Origin of the sequence: Pseudomonas sp. NPDC088429 (assembly GCF_044753305.1) — a bacterium.
Classification (GTDB): Bacteria; Pseudomonadota; Gammaproteobacteria; order Pseudomonadales; family Pseudomonadaceae; genus Aquipseudomonas; species Aquipseudomonas rustica.
Genome location: NZ_JBIVMX010000003.1, coordinates 46,571 through 65,970, shown reverse-complemented (window position 1 = coordinate 65,970; position 19,400 = coordinate 46,571). Strand labels below are relative to the sequence as shown.

19 protein-coding genes and 2 pseudogenes are annotated in these 19,400 nt (G+C 51.0%); 9 read left to right on the top strand and 12 right to left on the bottom strand.

The genetic code is table 11. From position 1 onward, the window contains the following. Positions 1-375 precede the first annotated feature (375 nt). Entirely contained in the window at positions 376-1,437 is a 1,062-nt protein-coding gene (locus ACIP66_RS03135) for a M42 family peptidase (RefSeq protein ID WP_400645305.1), read from the bottom strand. A 478-nt stretch (positions 1,438-1,915) separates the two neighbouring features. Between ACIP66_RS03135 and ACIP66_RS03130 the strand changes: the two genes are divergently transcribed. Beyond that, positions 1,916-2,386, top strand: coding sequence for a glycine zipper 2TM domain-containing protein (locus ACIP66_RS03130; protein ID WP_400645302.1), 471 nt, complete (start codon positions 1,916-1,918; stop codon positions 2,384-2,386). 56 nt (positions 2,387-2,442) lie between these two features. Here ACIP66_RS03130 and ACIP66_RS03125 read toward each other — a convergent pair whose 3' ends face one another. The 3 genes and pseudogenes from ACIP66_RS03125 to ACIP66_RS03115 all read right to left on the bottom strand — a co-directional run bounded on the left by ACIP66_RS03125 (position 2,443) and on the right by ACIP66_RS03115 (position 5,204). Then, positions 2,443-3,012 carry a hypothetical protein gene (locus ACIP66_RS03125; RefSeq protein WP_400645299.1) on the bottom strand — a complete coding sequence of 190 codons (570 nt, stop codon included), beginning with the start codon at positions 3,010-3,012 and terminating at the stop codon, positions 2,443-2,445. 372 nt (positions 3,013-3,384) lie between these two features. Then, positions 3,385-4,014, bottom strand: a pseudogene (locus tag ACIP66_RS03120) (SDR family NAD(P)-dependent oxidoreductase); the annotation flags it as partial. A 329-nt stretch (positions 4,015-4,343) separates the two neighbouring features. After that, positions 4,344-5,204 carry an alpha/beta fold hydrolase gene (locus ACIP66_RS03115; protein WP_400645296.1) on the bottom strand — a complete coding sequence of 287 codons (861 nt, stop codon included), beginning with the start codon at positions 5,202-5,204 and terminating at the stop codon, positions 4,344-4,346. A gap of 1,183 nt (positions 5,205-6,387) precedes the next feature. Here ACIP66_RS03115 and ACIP66_RS03110 point away from each other — a divergent pair. The 4 genes and pseudogenes from ACIP66_RS03110 to ACIP66_RS03095 all read left to right on the top strand — a co-directional run. Continuing rightward, positions 6,388-6,699 carry a hypothetical protein gene (locus ACIP66_RS03110; RefSeq protein WP_400645293.1) on the top strand — a complete coding sequence of 104 codons (312 nt, stop codon included), beginning with the start codon at positions 6,388-6,390 and terminating at the stop codon, positions 6,697-6,699. An 86-nt stretch (positions 6,700-6,785) separates the two neighbouring features. Continuing rightward, on the top strand, positions 6,786-7,019 hold the full coding sequence (locus ACIP66_RS03105) for a hypothetical protein (RefSeq protein ID WP_400645290.1): 234 nt from the start codon (positions 6,786-6,788) through the stop codon (positions 7,017-7,019). Positions 7,020-7,133: 114 nt separating this feature from the next. Next, complete coding sequence (locus tag ACIP66_RS03100) at positions 7,134-7,550, top strand: transposase (RefSeq protein ID WP_400645287.1); 417 nt, start codon at positions 7,134-7,136, stop codon at positions 7,548-7,550. Continuing rightward, positions 7,447-8,063 (top strand): annotated as a pseudogene (locus ACIP66_RS03095) (transposase); the annotation flags it as partial. The gene ACIP66_RS03100 and the pseudogene ACIP66_RS03095, both read left to right, overlap by 104 nt. On the opposite strand, the gene ACIP66_RS03090 reads toward ACIP66_RS03095, so the two are convergent. Both ACIP66_RS03090 and ACIP66_RS03085 read right to left on the bottom strand, forming a co-directional pair. Then, entirely contained in the window at positions 8,055-8,993 is a 939-nt protein-coding gene (locus ACIP66_RS03090; RefSeq protein WP_400645284.1) for an AraC family transcriptional regulator N-terminal domain-containing protein, read from the bottom strand. The pseudogene ACIP66_RS03095 and the gene ACIP66_RS03090 sit on opposite strands and share 9 nt — an antisense overlap. 23 nt (positions 8,994-9,016) lie before the next feature. After that, positions 9,017-9,850: an oxidoreductase gene (locus tag ACIP66_RS03085; RefSeq protein ID WP_400645281.1), complete on the bottom strand. Its 834-nt coding sequence runs from the start codon at positions 9,848-9,850 to the stop codon at positions 9,017-9,019. Positions 9,851-10,174: 324 nt separating this feature from the next. Here ACIP66_RS03085 and ACIP66_RS03080 point away from each other — a divergent pair, with 324 nt between their 5' ends. Further along, positions 10,175-12,469, top strand: a complete 2,295-nt coding sequence (locus ACIP66_RS03080) for an FdhF/YdeP family oxidoreductase (protein WP_400645278.1) — start codon at positions 10,175-10,177, stop codon at positions 12,467-12,469. Between the two features lie 233 nt (positions 12,470-12,702). Here ACIP66_RS03080 and ACIP66_RS03075 read toward each other — a convergent pair whose 3' ends face one another. Continuing rightward, entirely contained in the window at positions 12,703-13,041 is a 339-nt protein-coding gene (locus ACIP66_RS03075; protein WP_400645276.1) for a hypothetical protein, read from the bottom strand. A gap of 701 nt (positions 13,042-13,742) precedes the next feature. Between ACIP66_RS03075 and ACIP66_RS03070 the strand changes: the two genes are divergently transcribed. Beyond that, entirely contained in the window at positions 13,743-14,189 is a 447-nt protein-coding gene (locus tag ACIP66_RS03070; RefSeq protein WP_400645273.1) for a low affinity iron permease family protein, read from the top strand. Positions 14,190-14,325: 136 nt separating this feature from the next. Beyond that, positions 14,326-14,568 carry a hypothetical protein gene (locus tag ACIP66_RS03065; protein WP_400645272.1) on the top strand — a complete coding sequence of 81 codons (243 nt, stop codon included), beginning with the start codon at positions 14,326-14,328 and terminating at the stop codon, positions 14,566-14,568. On the opposite strand, the gene ACIP66_RS03060 is transcribed toward ACIP66_RS03065, so the two are convergent. The 3 genes from ACIP66_RS03060 to ACIP66_RS03050 all read right to left on the bottom strand — a co-directional run bounded on the left by ACIP66_RS03060 (position 14,560) and on the right by ACIP66_RS03050 (position 15,672). Beyond that, positions 14,560-14,760 carry a hypothetical protein gene (locus ACIP66_RS03060; RefSeq protein ID WP_400645269.1) on the bottom strand — a complete coding sequence of 67 codons (201 nt, stop codon included), beginning with the start codon at positions 14,758-14,760 and terminating at the stop codon, positions 14,560-14,562. The genes ACIP66_RS03065 and ACIP66_RS03060 overlap by 9 nt on opposite strands. Positions 14,761-15,086: 326 nt before the next feature. After that, positions 15,087-15,314 (bottom strand): hypothetical protein, encoded by a 228-nt coding sequence (locus ACIP66_RS03055; RefSeq protein ID WP_400645266.1) that lies wholly within the window; start codon positions 15,312-15,314, stop codon positions 15,087-15,089. Between the two features lie 118 nt (positions 15,315-15,432). Continuing rightward, a complete protein-coding gene (locus ACIP66_RS03050) occupies positions 15,433-15,672 on the bottom strand; it encodes a hypothetical protein (RefSeq protein ID WP_400645264.1) in 240 nt (79 codons plus the stop codon). 475 nt (positions 15,673-16,147) lie between these two features. Between ACIP66_RS03050 and ACIP66_RS03045 the strand changes: the two genes are divergently transcribed. Next, positions 16,148-16,408, top strand: a complete 261-nt coding sequence (locus ACIP66_RS03045; RefSeq protein WP_400645262.1) for a hypothetical protein — start codon at positions 16,148-16,150, stop codon at positions 16,406-16,408. A 40-nt stretch (positions 16,409-16,448) separates the two neighbouring features. Here ACIP66_RS03045 and ACIP66_RS03040 read toward each other — a convergent pair whose 3' ends face one another. Together ACIP66_RS03040 and ACIP66_RS03035 are read right to left on the bottom strand one after the other, a co-directional pair. Continuing rightward, positions 16,449-17,549 (bottom strand): catalase family protein, encoded by a 1,101-nt coding sequence (locus ACIP66_RS03040; RefSeq protein ID WP_400645260.1) that lies wholly within the window; start codon positions 17,547-17,549, stop codon positions 16,449-16,451. Positions 17,550-18,268: 719 nt separating this feature from the next. Next, a complete protein-coding gene (locus ACIP66_RS03035; RefSeq protein WP_400645257.1) occupies positions 18,269-19,372 on the bottom strand; it encodes an alpha/beta hydrolase in 1,104 nt (367 codons plus the stop codon). Between the last annotated feature and the right edge of the window lie 28 nt (positions 19,373-19,400).

Genomic DNA, 19,400 nt, shown 5'->3' with positions numbered 1-19,400 from the left:
TCAGCGATGATCCCCCTCCCCGCTCCAGCGCAAATATATACCCCGACACCATCCTGGCGATCTTTCGGTATCTGCTCCCGGCCGCGCAGTGCATCACAGGCCTCCTCGAGTGATTGAACATTCAATACGGCCCAAAACACTCTACAGACTGGGGCATTTATACAGATGGCGGTAGCCAATTCGCCGCCATCACTCACCCTTGAAAACTCAATCGGAACGAGAGGGCCATCCTCGAACCAACCGGTCGACAGAGGCAGGCGACCAGGTTTCCAAATCAACGACCCCCAACCTAGGCATGCGATAACCAATGGACGACTCCTTCATTCCGACGCGAGGCAATATAAAGAAAGATAGCTAGGCACAGTGACGCGTGCATCATTCGTCCATGGTTTTGGTTAGGTACTCAGTAAGCGTCGCTGCACAGGCATCAATGCCTTCTAGAAGCACAATCTCAAAACCATGCGTATTTTCAGTTGGAATTGCTAGGCAACCTGCGCGAGCGGCGATACCCGCGCTCATCACCGCGCTGGCGTCGGACGCGAAGTTCACTAACAACGCAACTTGTGGGGTGTATCCCGCACACTCAGCGGCTTTGATAAGCTCGTCGACAACAGAACGGGTGTAATAACCTTTTTCATCACCCGTGTTCACAATTGGATCTGCAGACAGAATGGTTCCATACTCGGCTAACACAGGGCCAACTTCGACGGCGATGGTGGTATCCCCAGGTAACCGAGAGGCTGCATACAACGCCCCGGCATTCGACTCCTCCTCCAGCGTTGTGCAGACTATCCATACGTCTTGCTTAAGCTCTGGCCGTCTGCTGTTTAGCCGCTGCGCAGTCATTATCACGGCTGTTAAGGGGGCACGGTCGTCAAGAAAGTGTGCTGCCACTGCATCTTTCAATGTGTAGGGCCGACGCCAGTGTTTGCTAAGAACTACCCGCGTACCCGGTCGTACTCCTGCGTCAGCCAGCTCAGCCACGGTGCACCGAGTTACGACATAAACGTCCTCCCACGTAACTGCGCCTTTCAGTACGTCTTGACCTTGGGAAGAAGTGCCGCTGTTATGCATGGATCCATATGATAGGACGCCAGGTAGGCACTTGGCATTTCCCATGATTTCTACGGGGCACACGCCAAAGCTGATAGGTTTCGCCCCACCCAGCGCCACCACTTCAAGAGATCCATCGCTTCTAACTTTTTTGACAATCATGGCTATTTCATCGAGGTGGGCCATGACGCGAATGGGTCGTTCACGCTTCGATTCCGCATGTGACTTGATTAACCCTCTCACATTCCCTGCATCGTCTATCGAAACATCGTCACAATATTTGCTCAGCTCGTTGAAGCAAATTTCACGTACCTCGTCTTCCTGGCCACCCGGGCCGCGAGCAAGTAGCAATTTCTCTAATAATTTGAGCGTCTCTTCTGGCATCTTGGTTCTCCATAACGGCTACGAACAAGTAGACTCACTTTGTGCCCAGTGTGTTCCATGCAAATCTAAGAGTCGGCATCCATAGCTACAGGTGCCTTTTAAAACTAGGCCAAGCCGTGAAATTTCTCACGTTCGAATATGCCGTTAGAGGTTTCCGTCACCATATTTTTCGTTGGTCAGTCAGAGAGAAAAACACATATCTGCATCCCCCCTTAAAAATTCAACAATATTAACTCGCCAGAGCAACATTCTACCCAACATTGGTCGAGCAGCTTGGCATGGCAGTGCTGATTGCTGATAGGCAATAAAAGCCAATATGTCAAAGAGGTAATTTTCTCCTCGTCGACACAGAAAGGGGCCATTTTTTCGTCATGACTGCACAGTATGACTTTTGGGTTTTGAAGTGCCAATCAGACTAAAGATCTGCGTGACAGCTAGATGGAATTAGTGTCAAACGTATTACGTAGGAGTATCCATGATGAAAACATCTGTAGCTTTATCTTCGGCGGCAATTCTGTTAACCAGCTTATTAGGCGTCGGAGGCTGTGCTCAGAATTTAGGCGGTGACTCGTACTCAAGAGATGACGCGCGAGCAGCGCAAACGGTTAGGATGGGGACTATTTACTCATTGAGACCGGTCAAAATTGAGGGTACAAAAACACCCATTGGAGCGGGTGCAGGTGCTGTTGTTGGAGGAGTAGGAGGTAGTGCAATTGGCGGCGGGAGGGGTAGCATCGTTGCAGCGGTCATAGGCGCAGTTGCTGGAGGACTCATTGGCTCCGCGACTGAAGAAGGTTTGATGCGCACCCAAGGCGTTGAGATTACCGTCCGAGAAGATGACGGAAGCATGCGGGCCTACGTTCAACAGGTTCAAGAGAATGAGGTATTTCGGACAGGAGAGAGAGTAAAAGTTTTGACCGTAAATGGTACAAGTCGAGTGACTCATTGAGATCCAAGCTACCCGTCAATCGCTAAAAGTCAGCACAGTCGCTGTCGCTTGCAGTGCTATTCTCGTGAGCGCCATTTTAAGGCCAGAGCTTCAAACCGAGTGCCATAACCAAGTTTTTTAGGGGTGTCATCGTGTTTTGCTACCCAACCAAATAAAACGGCGCAAGCAGATGCAGACTCTTGGTTCAAACCATAAAGATCCGTAAGATCAAATCCACCATTTTCAACAGCATTCCACCACGCTAATAAGAAATTGGCGGCTTTGCGCGACTGACCCGTATCTCGTTCAGCTAATGATAGTAAATGCAGAAGAGCATTTTGCGTGACCGGATCGAGTGTTGTCTCAAGGGGGGGATTTTTCGTAAAAAAATGGATCGAAGCAGGCGCGCCCTGCTCAGGTAAAGCCCGCAAGCGTCTGTCTGCCGCATCTCCCCATAGTCGGCCAAGCTCTACCGTTTCCTCTAGGGTCAAAACGTGTCGAGCGCTCAACTCTCGAAGATAATTCAATCCGATATCCAGCGCTTCGAATAAGGCATGGCGCGACGGAGCGTTCTGGATCGCATTCAAATGCGCGAGCGATTTTGTGAAATAGGGTTCGGGGAGATCGTTTAGGCATGGCGAGGACACGGGCGTTTTTCCTTTTAAAAAATTGAGGCGCCAATGTGGTTTTTAAGGGCCGCAGAGAACGTTCTAAGTCTAGTGGAAAAGGCGTCAGGACAAGGAGGAATTCGAAGATATAGGCTGATTCGTGGCCACAGATCCTAGTGCGTTAAGGGGCTCCGTTGAGTCCATCGCAAAAAAAACGACAAATCTCCTGACGGTGGTGACTGGCGTGCATGCTTCCCTGCGAGAGCACATCCGATTGCCGGACTTCACGCCGGCACGTATGTATTGATGAATGTACTGTGGTTGCCCGTACTGTCGTGGACTGTTGGGACACGAGCTTTCTGAAGGGCGGCACCACGTCTGAACCGTTGATAAAACGCGTCTTCATTTTACCTACCAACGATGTTTCGGGGGGCACGTGTCCGCGTTATCGTTGAGAAAGAACCCACCCGTGGGCCCAAACCTGTCAAGTGTGGCCAAGCGAACTGCGATCGGAGCTGCATCTTCCGGTTTGCGGTTACCCATGTGGCCATTAAGGTCGGTCGCTGTTAAACCCGGGTCGGCGGCGTTCACCTTAATTCCCTCCTCCGCTAATTCCTTCGCTAGCTTAACGGTAAACATGTTAAGAGCCGTCTTCGATGCACAATACCCTGCGGAGCCGATTCCCCAGTTCACACTCGTTAAATCCAGCGTTGAAGCAATTGTCCCAAGGCCGCTGCTCATCATCACAATTCGCGCTGCCGATGATCTGCGCAGCAAGGGTAGAAACGCTTGGGTGACTCTGACTGCGCCAAAAACGTTAACGTCAAAGATCCCTCGTATTTCGTCCACCGACTCTAAACTGGCAACCGGTGGGCGACCGAAATTTATTCCAGCGTTGTTGACCAATGCGTCGAGCGCATCGATTTCATTTTCGAGACGGTCAACAGCTGACTTAATGCTCTGAGCGTCAACGACGTCGAGCAGTAAACAGCGAGCGTCAATTCCCTCCTGACGAAGTCCATTTGCAGCCTCTTCGCCACGCCCTTTGTCACGGCTGCCTTACCAAACCGTATAGCCTCGCTTGCCCAGCTGGCGCGCAATCTCTAGTCCAATACCCTTGTTAGCGCCGGTGATGAGTGCATTGATCGTTGGCATAACGATATTTCTCCCTCAGGACAATTCATATTGAAGGCCTACCCTGCTGGCATGACCATTAAAATGCGATTTGAGCCATAGATGAAAGCGTTACTGCTAAGCGGTTTGCGGAACGAAGTCCCATGTCTTAAAAACGTGTACTTTCTCGCTTTCCACCTAAACCGCTACATTCAGGCAAGACACGGCGCCAGAGGGTTCCACGCTGGGTTTTTATCTCAGCACTCACTCAGGAAAGCGAGAATCTCGTTCGCCAATTCTAACGGGGCCTCTTCGGGCATATGATGACCACAGTCCAACCCTCGCCCCCATAATTTCGTTGTCCATGGTTCCCAAACAGATAATACGTCTCCATATAACAGTTCTAGATCATCGCGCAGTGACCATAAAATCAAGGTGGGACACGATACCCGCCGCCCTGCCCTGCGATCTTCTTCATCGTGCCTACGATCTATGCCCAATCCCGCACGATAATCTTCAACCATACCGTGGACTGTTGCCGGATCATGGATGGCCGTCCGATAATCCAAGTAGGCTTCTTCACCCATCAGCGCTGGGGATCCGCCGTACCAAGCATCGGGATCGGCGAGGATTGCTCGTTCAGGCTTTTCGGGCTGGCCGAAGAAGAACCAATGCCACCATCGGTTGGCGAACGTTGAATCGCATCTATCGAGAGCTTCAACGATTGGCACCGCATCCAATATACCTAGTTGAGTTACGTTATCTGGATGATCCATCGCGAGACGAAAGGCGGTGTAGCTACCCCTGTCATGTCCGATAACGGCGAAGCGCTCGTGCCCTAAATAGCGCATCAAAGCGACGCAGTCGTTTGCCTTAGCGCGTTTTGATGATCCGGCGTGGTCAGGAGTATCTGCAGGTATGGAGGACTTACCAAAACCTCGGAGGTCAGGACAGATGACCGTGTGATGCCGAGCTAACAATGGGGCGACGAGATTCCAGGTTGCATGAGTTCGAGGATGGCCATGAAGCAAAAGCACGGGTGTTCCTTGGCCGCCGTGTCTGTCACGCAATGTAGCGTCTGGAAGCCTCACAGTTTCGAGCAGAAAGTCATCGAACATTGTTTAATCCACGTAGGTTTGCATGAAGCATTGCTTTGAGAAGCGCGTGGTCTTTGAACGGACGTTATCGGTAGTCAAGACATGAGAAGCGCTTCGGTGATATTAACCATTGGAACTTCGCCGTCTTCACTCTTCGCCAGCAGCCATTGCCTTGTTTTACTCACGTCGAAAATTTGACCTTTGTCTATCAACGTCAGCAGTAGCTCATCGCATACACGATAATGGCCGCATTCCGGACAAACTCTCTCCTCCCATGGCCCTGCGCAAAGAATGCGCTCTGCGATGCCAACACAAATTAGACAGTTCATAACGTCCCCCAGGTGCAGACGGTGAATGCTCAGGAGATGTGCAGGGATATGACACCGCACAATCGCTCACGGTCGACAGACAACGGATCGTGAAAGTTCGCGGCATCAGTAGATTTCCAAGCCCCTAACGGACTGGTTTCTAAGGTGGATAACGAACCGCATCGTGCGTTTATTCCAAATTTCGGCAGTGAGCCCACGGGCTAACCTCTGCATATCTACAGACTATCATCAGCCAGGGCTTGATCGGCTGACAACGAGGGCGATGAATATGCGCAACCAAAGCACGCCTGGTTCTTCTCCCTCTTGGTGCTCCTCGGACTTTATTGGCTCATGGGGAAAAGGAAGTATCACCCGTCCAATCACGCGGAATCGCTACGCCCAATAAAACAACCCTAACCCGCAGCATTCATCTATTACTAAATTCTCCGCTGCAGCCCCCATAGCGTTACCACCTGAACAATTCGTTAATGCCGGAGCATTGAACGTGAGGGATGGGTCTGGTGGCGAGTCGTTTACAGCGGCCGGCGGGGTGACAAGGGGCAGGTTCTCGAAACAAAAGAAAATTGGGCTCGCATCCGCGCAGACGGAGCTCCACCAAGATGGCTCTCGGCTCAGAAAATTTGCGGTGAAGCGAAATACTGTGCAGTCACAGCAGTGAAACCGCCAGCTCAAAAGCCGTCAATTAACCTCCCAAAACCGCCGCCTACAATCAAGTCGTCTTCCCACTGCTCTTCATCAAGCGAACGCACGGGCCCGAAAGGGGGCGCTACTGCATCCCCTCAGGAGGAAATAAACGATACGGTGTTTGAGAGTTTTTCACTGAAGCCCAGCATGTTCTAAGCTTAATTTTTCGGCGTGTTTTTGGGGCACATTTCATGACGAACAACGCGATGGATTTTTCAATTCAAGATTTGATCGTGGCGCTTTTGCGCGAGCAGAATATCAACACAGGTTATTGGGGGCTTACGATGCATTTCAATGCTTCGGGTACGTCGATCACAAAGGCTGACGAACCTGAGACAAAACTGCCGGGGCTGGCTGTCTGTGTTACGGGGATAACGTTAGTTCCGGCTAGCGCAGCCGAAGATGGCAGCATCGACGCCTCGCTTGTCAATCCGGTGAAGAAAGCCCGACCGAAAAGGACTACCGGGGTAAAAGCTGAGCACAGAGGCGGCCCGCCAAAATAGCATAGCCACCTGTCTGAACTCTGAAAACTCTAGCCCAGATAGTTGGTCATCAACATGTGACCTCCATTAACTCTTCGGACACTTTGATGACCTACGCTGCCCATCCTTTCCCGGCCATATTTGCCCAGCTTCGTGCGTTACGAAAATTAATTGAAGACCTCGAAGAAGCAGAAAAACACTCCTCATTGCGAGGGCACCAGACTGTGGACAGTCCCGAAGCTATTCGCCTCTCTTTCGACACCCTATCAGCTGGATTGAGCGACATAGAGACGACATTAGCAACGATCGCAGAAGCTATGGGGGAGATCAGAAAATTTTAGAGTTTTAGATGTATCCGTCCGGCCAAGTCATCTACCCCAGTCCTGCAAAGCCAAGACATGGTGTGCACTTAAATTTAAGTGAGCACCAGTTCTAGCCTTTTAAGCGGGTATTTCATGCAGCCACAACGCCGTTCCTACTCCAATTCATACAAAGTCCAAGTCATTCATGAGCGCGCCCAGCCCGGTGCCTCGATTGCCAGCGTCGCGCTGAGCCATAGCCTCAACGCGAACCTCGTCCACAAGTGGATTCGGGTGCAAACGCAAAAAAACACGGAGCTGCAACCTGCTTTTATTCCGTTACCCGTGCAGCTAGCCGGCGCAAATTCGCAAGCTGCATCATCGAATATCTGCGTTGAAATCCCAGACCCGCGTGATACTGTCAAAGTGAACTGTCCGACCAAAAGCGCGGCTGCCTACGCGACCTTTCATGGCCCATGCGCGCCGCAGGTTCTTCGAATTGCACGCCACCAACAAGAGCCAGCTCGCCGAACAGGCCTTGCGCTACATCCAGTTGCTTTACGAAATCGATAGCGGAGTCCGCGACCTTGAGCCGGATTTACGCCGCCTAATAGGACAAGAAAAAACTGTACCGGTGATGGATGCTCTGCCTGGATGATCGCCCAGCGATAGATCGTGCATGACGGCTCGGCGATCAGCAAAGCTTTGGATTACAGCCTTACACGCTGGACGGCGCTGTCGCGCTATCTCGATAACGGGGCCGTACCCATTGACAATAATTGGTGCGAGAACCAAATCCGATCGTGGGCGGTGGTTCGCAAAAACTGGCTTTTTGCAGGTTCGCTGCGCAGCGACAAACGGGTGGCGGCGATCATGAGCTTGATCCAGTCGGCGCGGCTCAACGGGCATGATCCGTATGCTTATCTCAAAGATGTGCTGACGCGGCTGACGCACCGGGCAAATGAGATTACCAAGTTGCTGCCGCATAAATGGCGCCCGTTCAACCGCCCAAAGTATGTTGGGCAGGTGCGGACAGCGACGGTACTGGGGTTGCCGGAGCAGCGGGTCGGCTCATCGCTAATGTGACGAGACGTACATAGATGGCGTGGACGGCGCAGGCAGTGCGTAGGTCGCCTTCATCCATTCGATCTCTGCCTGGGGCGTGCGCCCAAAGAAACGTTTGAATTCGCGGCTGAATTGCGAGGCGCTTCCGTAGCCTACATTGAACGCCGCCGTCGAAGCGGTCATAGCGTTGCGTAGCATCAGTAATCGCGCTTGGTGCAAGCGCGTCGACTTCAGGTATTGCATCGGCGACGAGTCCGTCACGCTGCGAAAGTGCAGATGAAAATTGGGCACGCTCATGCTCGCTTCTTGGGCAAGGGACACCACATCCAAGCGCTCCTGGTAGCAACTATGGATCTTCCGGATCGCACGAGTGACCTTACCAAAGTGACCCTGGCGATTGAGCGCGGCGCGCATCGAGCCACCTTGCTCGCCGGTTAGGATGCGGTAATAGATCTCCCGCACCAGCGACGGCCCAAGTATTTGCGCTTCGACCGGACTGCTCATCGCCTCAAGAAAACGTAGCGTCGAGGCGCGCAGCAAATCGTCCATCGGCGAGGCATACATGCCCTTGGGCTGGGCATCACTTGGCCTGAGAGCTTCATCCATTTGCAGTATTAACTCGCTGGCCATTTGTAAGTCGAGGCGCATGTAGACCGCCAGCATTGGCTGCGCCTCGCTGGCATCGGTCTCCATGGTGAAAGGAACTGGGACGGATACCACTAGATAGTGCTGGGCGTCATAAACGTATACGTCATCGCCCAGATAGCCACGCTTGCGCCCTTGGCACAGGATCACGATACCCGGGTCATACAGCACCGGAGTGCGAGTAAGTGGCCGATTCGAACGCAAAAAGCGGATATCCTCTAGCGCGCTGAGGTTGTAGCCCTCGACCGGCGCGAGGGTTTCCATCAAATGCACCATGCGAGAGGTGCGTGAGTCGGCCCGATTCATTGATGTCCCCCTCCGCTGGCCGCTCAACCGTCGGTGGTAAGGGTCAGCGCTTCCCATTGATCAATCTCCCTAGCCGTGCGATTTAGCTTGTCACGTACCAGCCCCAGCGCGTCACTGCCCAATAATAAGTGTGCCGGTGGTGTAGGGCTGGCAATAACCTGCAGCATCGCTTGCGCCGCTTTTCGCGGGTCGCCAAGCTGTTTGCCGCTCTTTTCTTCGCGGGCCTTACGTACCGGGTCGAAACTGGCGTTATAGTCAGCAATGCTTCGTGGGGTGCGCTGCATTGAACGACCGGCCCAGTCAGTGCGAAACGAGCCTGGTGCCACGGCGGTCACGAAGATGTTGAAAGGTAGCAGTTCTTTGCTCAGCGTATCGGAGATACCTTCGAGAGCAAACTTGCTCCCCCAGTAGTACGCGATCCCCGGCATCGTGATGGTGCCGCCCATAGAAGTGATATTAAGAATATGACCAGTGCGACGCTTGCGAAAATAAGGCACGAAAGCCTTGGTCACCGCTACCGCGCCGAACACGTTGACGTCGAATTGGCGACGCATTTCCTCCAGCGGCGACTCTTCAAAGATGCCCTCATGACCGTAGCCGGCGTTGTTGACCAACACGTCGACTGGGCCATGGGTTGCTTCAATAGCAGCTACTACGCTGTCGATCCGGGCGAAGTCAGTGACATCCAGAATCACCCCATGAGCATGATCCACGGAGAGCGTCTGAAAGGCGCGCAGGGCGCTTTCACTACGCACGGTACCTATGACACGGTGGCCCGCTGCAAGAGCTTCTTGCGCCAACGCGTTGCCGAAGCCAGTGCTCACCCCCGTGATGAAGATGGTTTTTCTGCTGTTCATGGCGACTTCCAATAAGTAGGGACGAAGCCATGATATCTATCGAAAACTCGGTCACCTATGCCTGTTTATCTTAGAGCATTGCCTATTCCTATCAGAGTCAACAGCTATGTGGGCGCGCGTTTAACCACGCGACATTTGTGTTGAATGGAAACTTATGTCAATTCCATGCAATTGGATGGGAGACCCTGCGCAATACCCCAACTGCTCCAAGAGAGTTGGCCAAACTCTTTCTTTTATATTGACCGCACAGCACTTTTGTCGAACCTTTTTCTGCGCTATCGCGTCCCAAAGCTATTGACCCCAATTAGCCGTTTGGAGCTCCCGATGCTCATCCATCCCAAAGCGCATTTCCGTCCGTATTCCCATGCATGCGGGGGGTGGGGATCGGCACAATCAGTGATGAAAATTTTATGGCGAGAGCAGGCCTTCGCAAAGGGGGTCGCCGCCTTAGTCAAGCAAAACAAGCCTAGCGGTTTTGCGTGCGTGAGCTGCGCTTGGGCCAAACCAGGAAAACCGCACGCCCTGGAATTTTGTGAAAACGGCGCGAAAGCGACCGCGTGGGAACTGACATCACTTAAAACAGATCCTGTATTTTTTGAAGGCCACACGGTGTCGGAACTACGTAGTTGGTCAGATTACGATCTTGAGCAACACGGGCGCTTAACTCACCCGTTACGCTACGATCCTGAATCTGATCGATACGTCGAAACAACGTGGGATCAGGCGTTCACAGAAATAGGTGCCCTCTTGAAGCCCATGGTGCCGACCAGTGTCGTTTTCTACGCTTCGGGACGGGCGTCTTTGGAAACGTCATTCATGTACCAATTGTTCGCCCGTGCCTATGGGACTAACAATCTCCCTGATAGCTCAAACATGTGTCATGAAAGCACTTCTGTGGGTTTACAGGAAAGCATAGGTGTGCCTGTTGGCACGGTAACACTTGAAGATTTTGACCAGACAGATTGCTTATTCTTTTTCGGCCAGAATGTTGGCAGTAATAGTCCGAGGATGCTGCACCAGCTACAAGATGTCCGTAAAAGAAACGTGCCGATAATCACGTTCAACCCATTACGTGAGCGGGGCCTGGAGCGGTTTGTAAATCCACAGTCACCGATTGAAATGCTAACGCCAGAATCAACGACTATAAGTACGCAGTATCATCAAATATCGATCGGCGGCGATACGGCCGCAGTGATCGGGATCGCGAAAGCGCTCTTGGAGATGGACAATGAACAACGGAAAAATAATGGAGAACCATATTTGGATGGCAAGTTCATCCAGGAACACACGGAGGGTTCCGAAAGCTTTTTCGCTTTCGTACGCGCCTGCCACTGGCAGCGAATAGAGCGCCGTTCAGGTCTATCTCGTGGAGCTTTAGAAGCAGCAGCAAAGGTGTACTCAAAAAGTAAGCGTGTGATGTTTATTTATGGAATGGGACTCACCCAGCACAGACACGGCGTCGAGAACGTTCAGATGCTGGTTAACCTTCTGCTTATGCGGGGCAATTTCGGTAAACCTGGTGCAGGTATTTGCCCAGTTCGGGGGCACTCCAACGTCCAGGGGCAACGTACAGTCGGGATTACCGAAGATCCCGATAAAGTTCCTATTGAGCTCATCGAGAAGCAGTTTGGCTTCAAAGTTCCTCGAGAAAAGGGACTCTGTACGGTCGATGCATGCGAAGGCGTTCTAACAGGACAAGTACGTGGTTTTATCGGACTGGGCGGTAACTTCCTTCGAGCTATTCCCGACACACTTCGTATGGAACCAGCGTGGCAAACCCTTCACTTGAACGTACAGATTGCCACCAAACTCAATCGCACACATCTAGTCCCTGCAAAAAATCAATGGTTGCTTCCCTGCTTGGGAAGGATTGAAATTGACCGTCAAAACGGACTTGAGCAAACTCACTCGACGGAAGACAGCACTGGATGCGTGCACGGATGGCGCGGCAGTGCGGAGCCGGTTGGCTCCAATGTTCGCGCGGAAACTAACATTGTCGCAGGCTTGGCATTAGCTACCCTATCCAGCACCAAGATTGATTGGCGGGCTTGGAGTGAAGATTATTCAAAAATCAGAAGCGCCATTGCATCTACTTATCCAGAAATTTTCCACAATATGGAAAATAGAATGATTGAACCTGGTGGTTTTCACCGTCCAATAGCCGTAGCAGAGCGAAAATGGAAAACAAAGAGTGGTAAAGCCCAGTTCGTCATGCCAAAAACGCTCAACGAGGACGATGATGTCCTCACCGAGGAATTGTCTCGGGAGGTTTTGCAACTGATGACCATCCGTAGCAATGATCAATTTAATACGACTATTTACGGCTACGACGATCGATTTCGCGGTATTCACGGGACGCGCGACATCATTTTTATGCATTGCAACGATATCGTCCGATTGGGATTCTCGGTAGGGCAACGTGTCCTGCTGACGACCGCTATCGAGCCTGAAGTGATCCGGCAAGTGGGGCCCTTCGAAATAGTTGCATACGACATTCCAGAAGGATGCGTTGCTGGTTATTACCCGGAATGCAATCCACTGGTGCCTCTGTGGCACCATGCTGAACGGAGCAAAGTGCCTGCTGCGAAATCAGTGCCTATTCGCATTTCTTCTGCGTAATAAGCTTTTACAGAAAAAATGTGCCGTAAAGGTCAAAAAAACCGCCGATCGACAGAACTGCAAAAAAGCCAAGATTGCTTGGCATGCTTGACCGGTTTGAGCTAGGGTTTGAAGTGTTTACCTCGCCATTCGCAACCCAACAGCTCGTCCCTGTGCGTTTAGCGGGGTGAACCTCCCTGCGAAGATATTACGGTGCTCAACTACGCACATGAGCCGCATAGTCTCAGATTCCATTAGTCATTCGGGAAACTAAGTAGACACTGTACCCCTGGGTGACCGTTGACGATTGAAAATTCCCCACGCAGCTGATTAGTAAGAGACTTGATAATTCTCAAGCCAATGGAGGCATCCAGCGGTGTTTCCGAAATCCCTAGTCCCACCTCCGCCTTAAACCACTGGCGATGACTGTCAATCAAGTTCACGACAGAAATGGGAGCATCGCAGATAGATGCCGCGAGGTTCACAAGCTCATCAAAATCATCTTCCCTCGGAGTATCAAGGATTTCGTAGCTGTGCAAAGCAGTGAGGCGCTCTACAGAGTCTGCGCCATTGTCTAAGTTTTGGGCATTCATTGGACGAAGAACCAAGGAATTTTGGACAAAACTCAAAACCCTCAAACGTTGAACTGAAGACGCCCTTCCCTGCCATAGGAACAGACGTTTAATCCGGCCAAAGCATACACGCATCGAGGAACCATGAACCCGCTCATACGCATTGGCTTTTTTACAAGACATCGGCGGAGCTAAGGGCACGGTCGCTCATGCCGTTCAACAAGGAAAAAGCCTGCAAGTCACACCATCTTTAGCCACCTGAAGCCACGACCGTCACCTTCGAATCCATAGATAGACTCCATCCACCTTCACCAGCAGCGCGATTCATCTTCTTAAAGCTGGACGGCTGAAGGAACGACCGGCGTAATCGCGCGCGATCCTACATCCTCACACCTCGTCAACGATCTGCTGGTTCGCTTGCCATTGATCGACTTACAACTTTTTTTTCAAACGATTTGAACAAAGCAATGCCTAAATTATGAGCGGGCAGGACTACCCGTGGTGTGACGTGTGTGAAGCCCGCAGCGATGCGGGCTTTTTATTGGTCATCAGAAAGCTCCCGGTCTCCATTTGAAGGCTCTGTCTCCCAAACGGACTCCATGCCGTGATCGCGGTATCGCTGTCGCCCCCACAAAACCCATCGCTGCAAAAAAAAGAATTGTAAGAAAGAATTTCAAGATGTTTCAAAGGTCTATAAGAAATCATCACCAGAGCCTGCCATCATGAAATTCGCAAAATTCTGTCAATCCCTTTCCAATTGGGCTGGTAGCTCGAAAACGTTCCTGAGTGCGTTAGCTCTAATCTGTCTCTGGGCCCTCACAGGCCCGTATTTTCACTACAACGATACCTGGCAATTGATCATCAATACCTCCACTACGATCATCACATTCCTGATGGTTTTTTTGATCCAGAACACCCAAAACCGCGACAACGACATACTTCATTTAAAAATTGATGAGCTAATTCGAGCCACCAAGGAAGCGCAAAATGCGACGCTTGGGTTAGACAAAATGAGCGCCCGTGAACTGCGAGAACTACGAGAACAGTACAGTTCACTGGGAGTTAATCAAGAAATAGAGCTCAACCCCTCAGCGACTCAGGAGCTTCCTGGTAGCCTGTCGCAACGAGTTACAGGATCTGAGGTGATCACAACCCGCCCGACTGAATAGGACGAGCTGCGAGTGCAAACGAGAGCACAAATGCACTACCGAGAGTTCTAGTGTCTGGGACGAACGGCTTGGGTGGGCTCTCCTAAAATTTCCACGGATGGCTCAAGGCTATTAAGCAATACAGGGGAGCCCTACCATGCCATTAATTAAGGCCGTAGCCGTAGCAAAGGCACGTAGCCACTTCCATATTTTTGCAGACGCAAGAAAGGAAAATGCGTTTAAAAAACTTTACCACGGGGCCTTGGGGTACTGTCGATCGTTGCGGCAAGTTGGCTTGATTGACGAGGCGGAGCTACAACAACTGTTGATGGAAGCGCAAGATTTTCACACCGAATGGTATCGACAAAGATTATCCATTGCCGACGGCGCGTCAAAGTGATTCCTGCTCGCTGCCATAATTTATAAAGGTCATCCAGCGCTCAAAGCATGCATGTTGTTCGTTTACCGCGTCGCTCCATTCTGGCCCATTCGTCGTGCGAGAAGAAACGAGCATCATCATTCTGCACGTAGCGGAATCGAGATCTAGCAGCAGCTCATGAGAGCGCATTCGGAAATCATCAAGATCATTCATGAATTTTCACCCCCACATCCTGTCAAATCCTATGACTCGATGAATCATTGACAGCGAAACCACTTCCTAATATTTGTTGACATGACAAACGGTCGCCCTTCCCAACAAACTTACCGACGACTCGCAAACACATTAGCATTCATAATAAATAAAAACTTTCCCGTAGAGCTTCCAAACTCCTGTCCTTTGTGCCGGAGGGAGACATGAAGTTTACTTTTTGGAGTAATACGACTGAGATAGCGTCTAATCCTGGTCTAATTCATAATGAAGCTACGTTAGAAAAACCCGCTATGTTTCACGGGTTTTTGGCATAAAATCTGATTCGTTCAATACTGATTTGTGTCTTCCGAGCTCACAATACGCCTGTCAAAAATCGCTGCCGCTTCGCGAACTAATTGCCGCCATTCCGCTGAAGAAATTATTCCGTCCTGTTCTAAAATATCTGCCCGTTTTAGAAGTTCGTCGTAACGCTCACCTTCGCATGCGATTGACTCTGAATTTTCCAAAAGTCCGCGCCATTCAGCAAGTTTCTCGTCTTTACGGGTATTATCCATGGGAATTTTTCCTCATTCCGATCTTTTTATATCGTAGATAATATCGTGATGCCTCTTACCTAAAAGGTGAAAAAGAGCTCCGGTCGGGACGGCGCTCTCTCACCGCGCATCATGCAGGTCAACGGGGGTCTTGTTGCTGATCCATTACTGCGTTGTCCGTTTCCTCCCTTACTTTGTCCGGATCAACGCCCGTATCATCATCCTCGAGTGGTCGCTCACCCTCGTTACCAGGTAACTCGTCAATACCGGGCTCACGGGTCGGATCAACCTCCGTACGACCAGGGGACAAAGGATCAGGAGACGTCGGTACTGGATCGTCCTGCCCGGTTCCACCTTGTTCCTTTAGTTCATCGTTCATAAACACCTCTCTACACCCTCATTGTTGGGGGCATATAGCTTGGAGATGCAGGCTGCTTTTACCGTTCGATTTTTTCACATACCGACGGTCGCAACACAAGTGATGAAGACGCTGCGTGACGCCACGCTGGAGTCGACCCAACGCGCGGGAAGCCGCCTTTGAGATTTTGAGGATTCTGCGTTGATTAAAGACCGTGCTTAAGGAATGGCGTCGTATCAGTAGCAGCTCCGTTGCGGCGATCGTCTCGCCTAAAGTCACCCCATCCCCATTAGTCGAATTATGGAATGTCAAAAAAAATCAGTCTATAGTTAAGTAGTCTCAAGCAGTCGGTATCTAGAAAATGCGCTCGAAGCCGTTAGTAATGACAGTTTTATTAATGCTTATAATTCTTGGGACTGGCGCGGCATGCTCGATTTTCGACCTCTTTGAACATCATCTTCTTTAAAGCTGAAAATTAAACAAAAAAGAGGCTGTGATGAAAAATATCGAATGCCATTTGAACTACCTAATTGATACTTTTCTTGGGCCCATCGCAAAAATCATCGAATGCGAAGTTGAAGTTCTGGCCATAACGCCTGGAGCGTTCCAAATCATCATCAAAGCGCCTGTTCCAGACGATCTGCACAAAGCTCACTCCGTAAATTTAAGGTTCAAAAGCCAAGATACTCTTGTCGGAAATGTGGTTCATGTTCGAAGACTTGACGACGGAGGACTAGAACTTCAGATAGATGTTTAAAATTTCGGTATTTCTTTTAACGCAGACTTCACAAATACTTCTAGCCACGGGGTTCATGGATAGGGCATCCATTATGTAACGCCCGAAAGCCTGCAGACATTTCATAAGAAGGTTTGCGCACTCGCATTATACCTCCCAAAGGTCTATGAGCAGATATGCCATGCCAAGGGCTGAACGACATTTTTTCTTCAATCTCATTAATTTTTTCTTCGCTCCAAGAAGACTGACGACCTACATCTATACGAGCCACCGTTATATAGGGACTCAAAATTTCCGGCCACTCAACAGAAGCATCCTCAATTGGCATCTTTTCGATATCTGTTCCCAATTGAACACGCACTTCCCACACACCATTATTTTGTTCAAAAAATTCTTTTACGGCGTCGCGCAATGCGTCCGGGCTGTCTGACAAATCAAGAACCTTGTTAGTCAAAGCAATTAATGACGATGAAACCGGAACTACGGCGATTTTTGCATAGTAGAGCCCGTACAATATCGGCAATGCAGTGTTAAAGCTTTCCCCAAGAATATGTGTTTGTGGATGTCCTCCCAAGCTTTTCAACGTTGCACTCTCTGCGCCAACGGATTCTAGGGTTCTTTCGACGCCGCGAAGAAGGGCTGATAGTGCCTTTTTCGTTCTGGGTACTCTGTCCGTAGTTTTCGCTAACAGCTTCAATGTTTTCAAGAATGCTTTCGGTGTTGGCGAGGCAAAAGCTTTGGCATTTAACATGACAAAGTCTTGAGTGATAGCCCCTTCGCTCCCAGGCAAACGCGCCCCTTCAACCCCTATAATCTTCATGGCCAAGCCTCTGGGAGTAGAGACGTTGTCCTCAAGGATATCTCCGGGATTTGTCGAAAAGCGCAAAATTACCGGCAGTTTTCCTGGCGTAGCGAATACACCTTGGCAGAGCGTTACGGGAAGATCATCTAGAATTGTGATACTTCCTCGCAATAGCCCATGCGATTTGGCGTGAACCCCCCTAATGGCATGCCCGCTATCTTTGAAAGTAGTCTCCATAATCGAATGAAGTACTTCAGCTAATTGCTCGCTGATTTTAGATTCGTCGGACGACATCCGCTCGAAGGTTGTTTCGAAGAGCAAGGGTTCATCAGGCAGATTTTCATCGGGAATGGCACGCATCATTTATCTCCCAATTTCAGACTAGAAGCCCAGATCATTTACGTCACCTAGCCACAACAAACCTTGCACTTGGCGTTCGCGGGAAGCTCGCTATGGGCATGAACGAGATTTCCGCCGGCAACCCCTACCTCCCATCAGGCAGCAAAAAAGGGGGTTCCGTTCAAAATAGAGGGGATTTACCTGATAATCGGTTCGGGGTAGGCGGCTGCAAATCCAGACCTGAACCTAGGGGTTTGGGGATGAGAACCGCAAAAACTGATGCGTTAAAGACTTCTGCGCATGTCACATGACAATAAAAGGCAAGAATTTTACTCATCTTAGGTTTCCTTTGTTCGCTCTTCACTCGCAGTGCGGCTGCGTTCTCTTGCACGCTCTTACTTTTCGACAGTTTTCGTGACCGAATGCCGCCCGCCTCGTCGCTTTGATTATTTCTCTTTCTTCATTCCTTCTCGGGCGGCATTATGAATCAATATTAGAGACTTCCTTGTTGAATTTGTAACGACGACTTGCTTGTATCGCCTTTTTTATTTGGTGAATCATTCTTACCCTCGAAGCAGCCTTGCAAAATCATCAATGAATACAGACCAAAATATGCCCATACTCGGTTCATAACGTCCTCCTGTAATACGTCTTATTAAAACGTCAGCCTGCGCTGGAAATTAGTTTTATCGGATAGGTGTTCCGTAAGAGCTGCGATTTTACAATGTCTAAATGAGCTTTCACTGTTGGTTCGAGAACGCAGCTCTCATTCGCTCGCCAGCATAGGTTTGTGCTTCCTGAGCTTTTTCCACGACGGCTGCCGTGCCAAAAAACTCATGGGTCACGCCGGAATAAAGCTTGCGTTCGACGCTCACACCGGCGCTACGCAGTGCTTGTTCAAGTTGCGCGCCGTCATCGCGAAGCGGGTCGATCTCGGCATTGATCAATGTCACCGGCGGCAGGCCTTGCAGGTTGGCGTGTACCAGATCGATGCGCGGGTCTTTGGTGTCTGCCGCGCTGCGGGTGGTCTGTGAAATGAACCACAGCATCATCGGACGGTTGAGCGGAATGGCATCGGCGTACTTCATGTAGGACTCGGTGTCGGTGTTCGACTGAGCAACCGGGTATACCGACAACACGTGCTTTGGCGCCGTCAACCCGGCAGTGTGAACGGCGATCGCGGTGGCCACGGCGAGATTGCCACCGGCGCTTTCACCGGCCAGCGCAAGGCGTTTCGGATCGCCATTCACGGTCGATGCCTTGGTGGTCAGCCAACGGTAAGCGGCCAGGGCGTCATCGTGCGCCGCGGGGAATTTGTTTTCCGGAGCGAGTCGATAGTCCACCGAAACCACCACAGCGTTGGCCTGTTTAGCCAAGCCACGCGCGCCGCCGTCATAAACTTTGCGATCGGCGAACACCCAACCGCCGCCATGGAAATACAACACCACCGGGAACGGCCCGTTGCCCTCTGGCGTATACACCGTCGCCGGCATGGGGCCTGCGGCACCGGGCACCTGGATCTCGCGAGTGGTCACGCCGGGGACAAGCACGGTGGGCGAAGCGTCGCGTTTTTGATCGGCGAGCACGCCTTTGACGGCGCCCGCGATGGTCGGTTGCTGGCGCGCTTCAACGGGGGTGATTTTTTCAATGGCCTTGCCGTCGAAGCTGGCGAATTTGGTCAGGACTTTCTGCATGTCGGCGTCTGTGCGCAGCATGCTTTTGGTGCCACTCACGGCGAGTTGCGTGACTGACGGTTTTTCCGGGTCTCGGGCGCAACCGTTAATCAAGGTGATGGCCGCAATGGCGGATAAGGCAAAGACGATTTTGCGCTGGTTTTTAATCATTATTGTTCCCTCACACCGATGTCAGGTG

Coding starts and splice junctions, on each gene's coding strand:
- ACIP66_RS03060 (WP_400645269.1), bottom strand. CDS start 14,760: ATGAATGATCTTGATGATTTCCGAATGCGCTCTCATGAGCTGCTGCTA.
- ACIP66_RS03100 (WP_400645287.1), top strand. CDS start 7,134: ATGCAGCCACAACGCCGTTCCTACTCCAATTCATACAAAGTCCAAGTC.
- ACIP66_RS03045 (WP_400645262.1), top strand. CDS start 16,148: ATGAAAAATATCGAATGCCATTTGAACTACCTAATTGATACTTTTCTT.
- ACIP66_RS03075 (WP_400645276.1), bottom strand. CDS start 13,041: ATGAATGCCCAAAACTTAGACAATGGCGCAGACTCTGTAGAGCGCCTC.
- ACIP66_RS03130 (WP_400645302.1), top strand. CDS start 1,916: ATGAAAACATCTGTAGCTTTATCTTCGGCGGCAATTCTGTTAACCAGC.
- ACIP66_RS03035 (WP_400645257.1), bottom strand. CDS start 19,372: ATGATTAAAAACCAGCGCAAAATCGTCTTTGCCTTATCCGCCATTGCG.
- ACIP66_RS03090 (WP_400645284.1), bottom strand. CDS start 8,993: ATGAATCGGGCCGACTCACGCACCTCTCGCATGGTGCATTTGATGGAA.
- ACIP66_RS03135 (WP_400645305.1), bottom strand. CDS start 1,437: ATGCCAGAAGAGACGCTCAAATTATTAGAGAAATTGCTACTTGCTCGC.
- ACIP66_RS03105 (WP_400645290.1), top strand. CDS start 6,786: ATGACCTACGCTGCCCATCCTTTCCCGGCCATATTTGCCCAGCTTCGT.
- ACIP66_RS03110 (WP_400645293.1), top strand. CDS start 6,388: ATGACGAACAACGCGATGGATTTTTCAATTCAAGATTTGATCGTGGCG.
- ACIP66_RS03085 (WP_400645281.1), bottom strand. CDS start 9,850: ATGAACAGCAGAAAAACCATCTTCATCACGGGGGTGAGCACTGGCTTC.
- ACIP66_RS03080 (WP_400645278.1), top strand. CDS start 10,175: ATGCTCATCCATCCCAAAGCGCATTTCCGTCCGTATTCCCATGCATGC.
- ACIP66_RS03065 (WP_400645272.1), top strand. CDS start 14,326: ATGCCATTAATTAAGGCCGTAGCCGTAGCAAAGGCACGTAGCCACTTC.
- ACIP66_RS03070 (WP_400645273.1), top strand. CDS start 13,743: ATGAAATTCGCAAAATTCTGTCAATCCCTTTCCAATTGGGCTGGTAGC.
- ACIP66_RS03055 (WP_400645266.1), bottom strand. CDS start 15,314: ATGGATAATACCCGTAAAGACGAGAAACTTGCTGAATGGCGCGGACTT.
- ACIP66_RS03115 (WP_400645296.1), bottom strand. CDS start 5,204: ATGTTCGATGACTTTCTGCTCGAAACTGTGAGGCTTCCAGACGCTACA.
- ACIP66_RS03040 (WP_400645260.1), bottom strand. CDS start 17,549: ATGCGTGCCATTCCCGATGAAAATCTGCCTGATGAACCCTTGCTCTTC.
- ACIP66_RS03050 (WP_400645264.1), bottom strand. CDS start 15,672: ATGAACGATGAACTAAAGGAACAAGGTGGAACCGGGCAGGACGATCCA.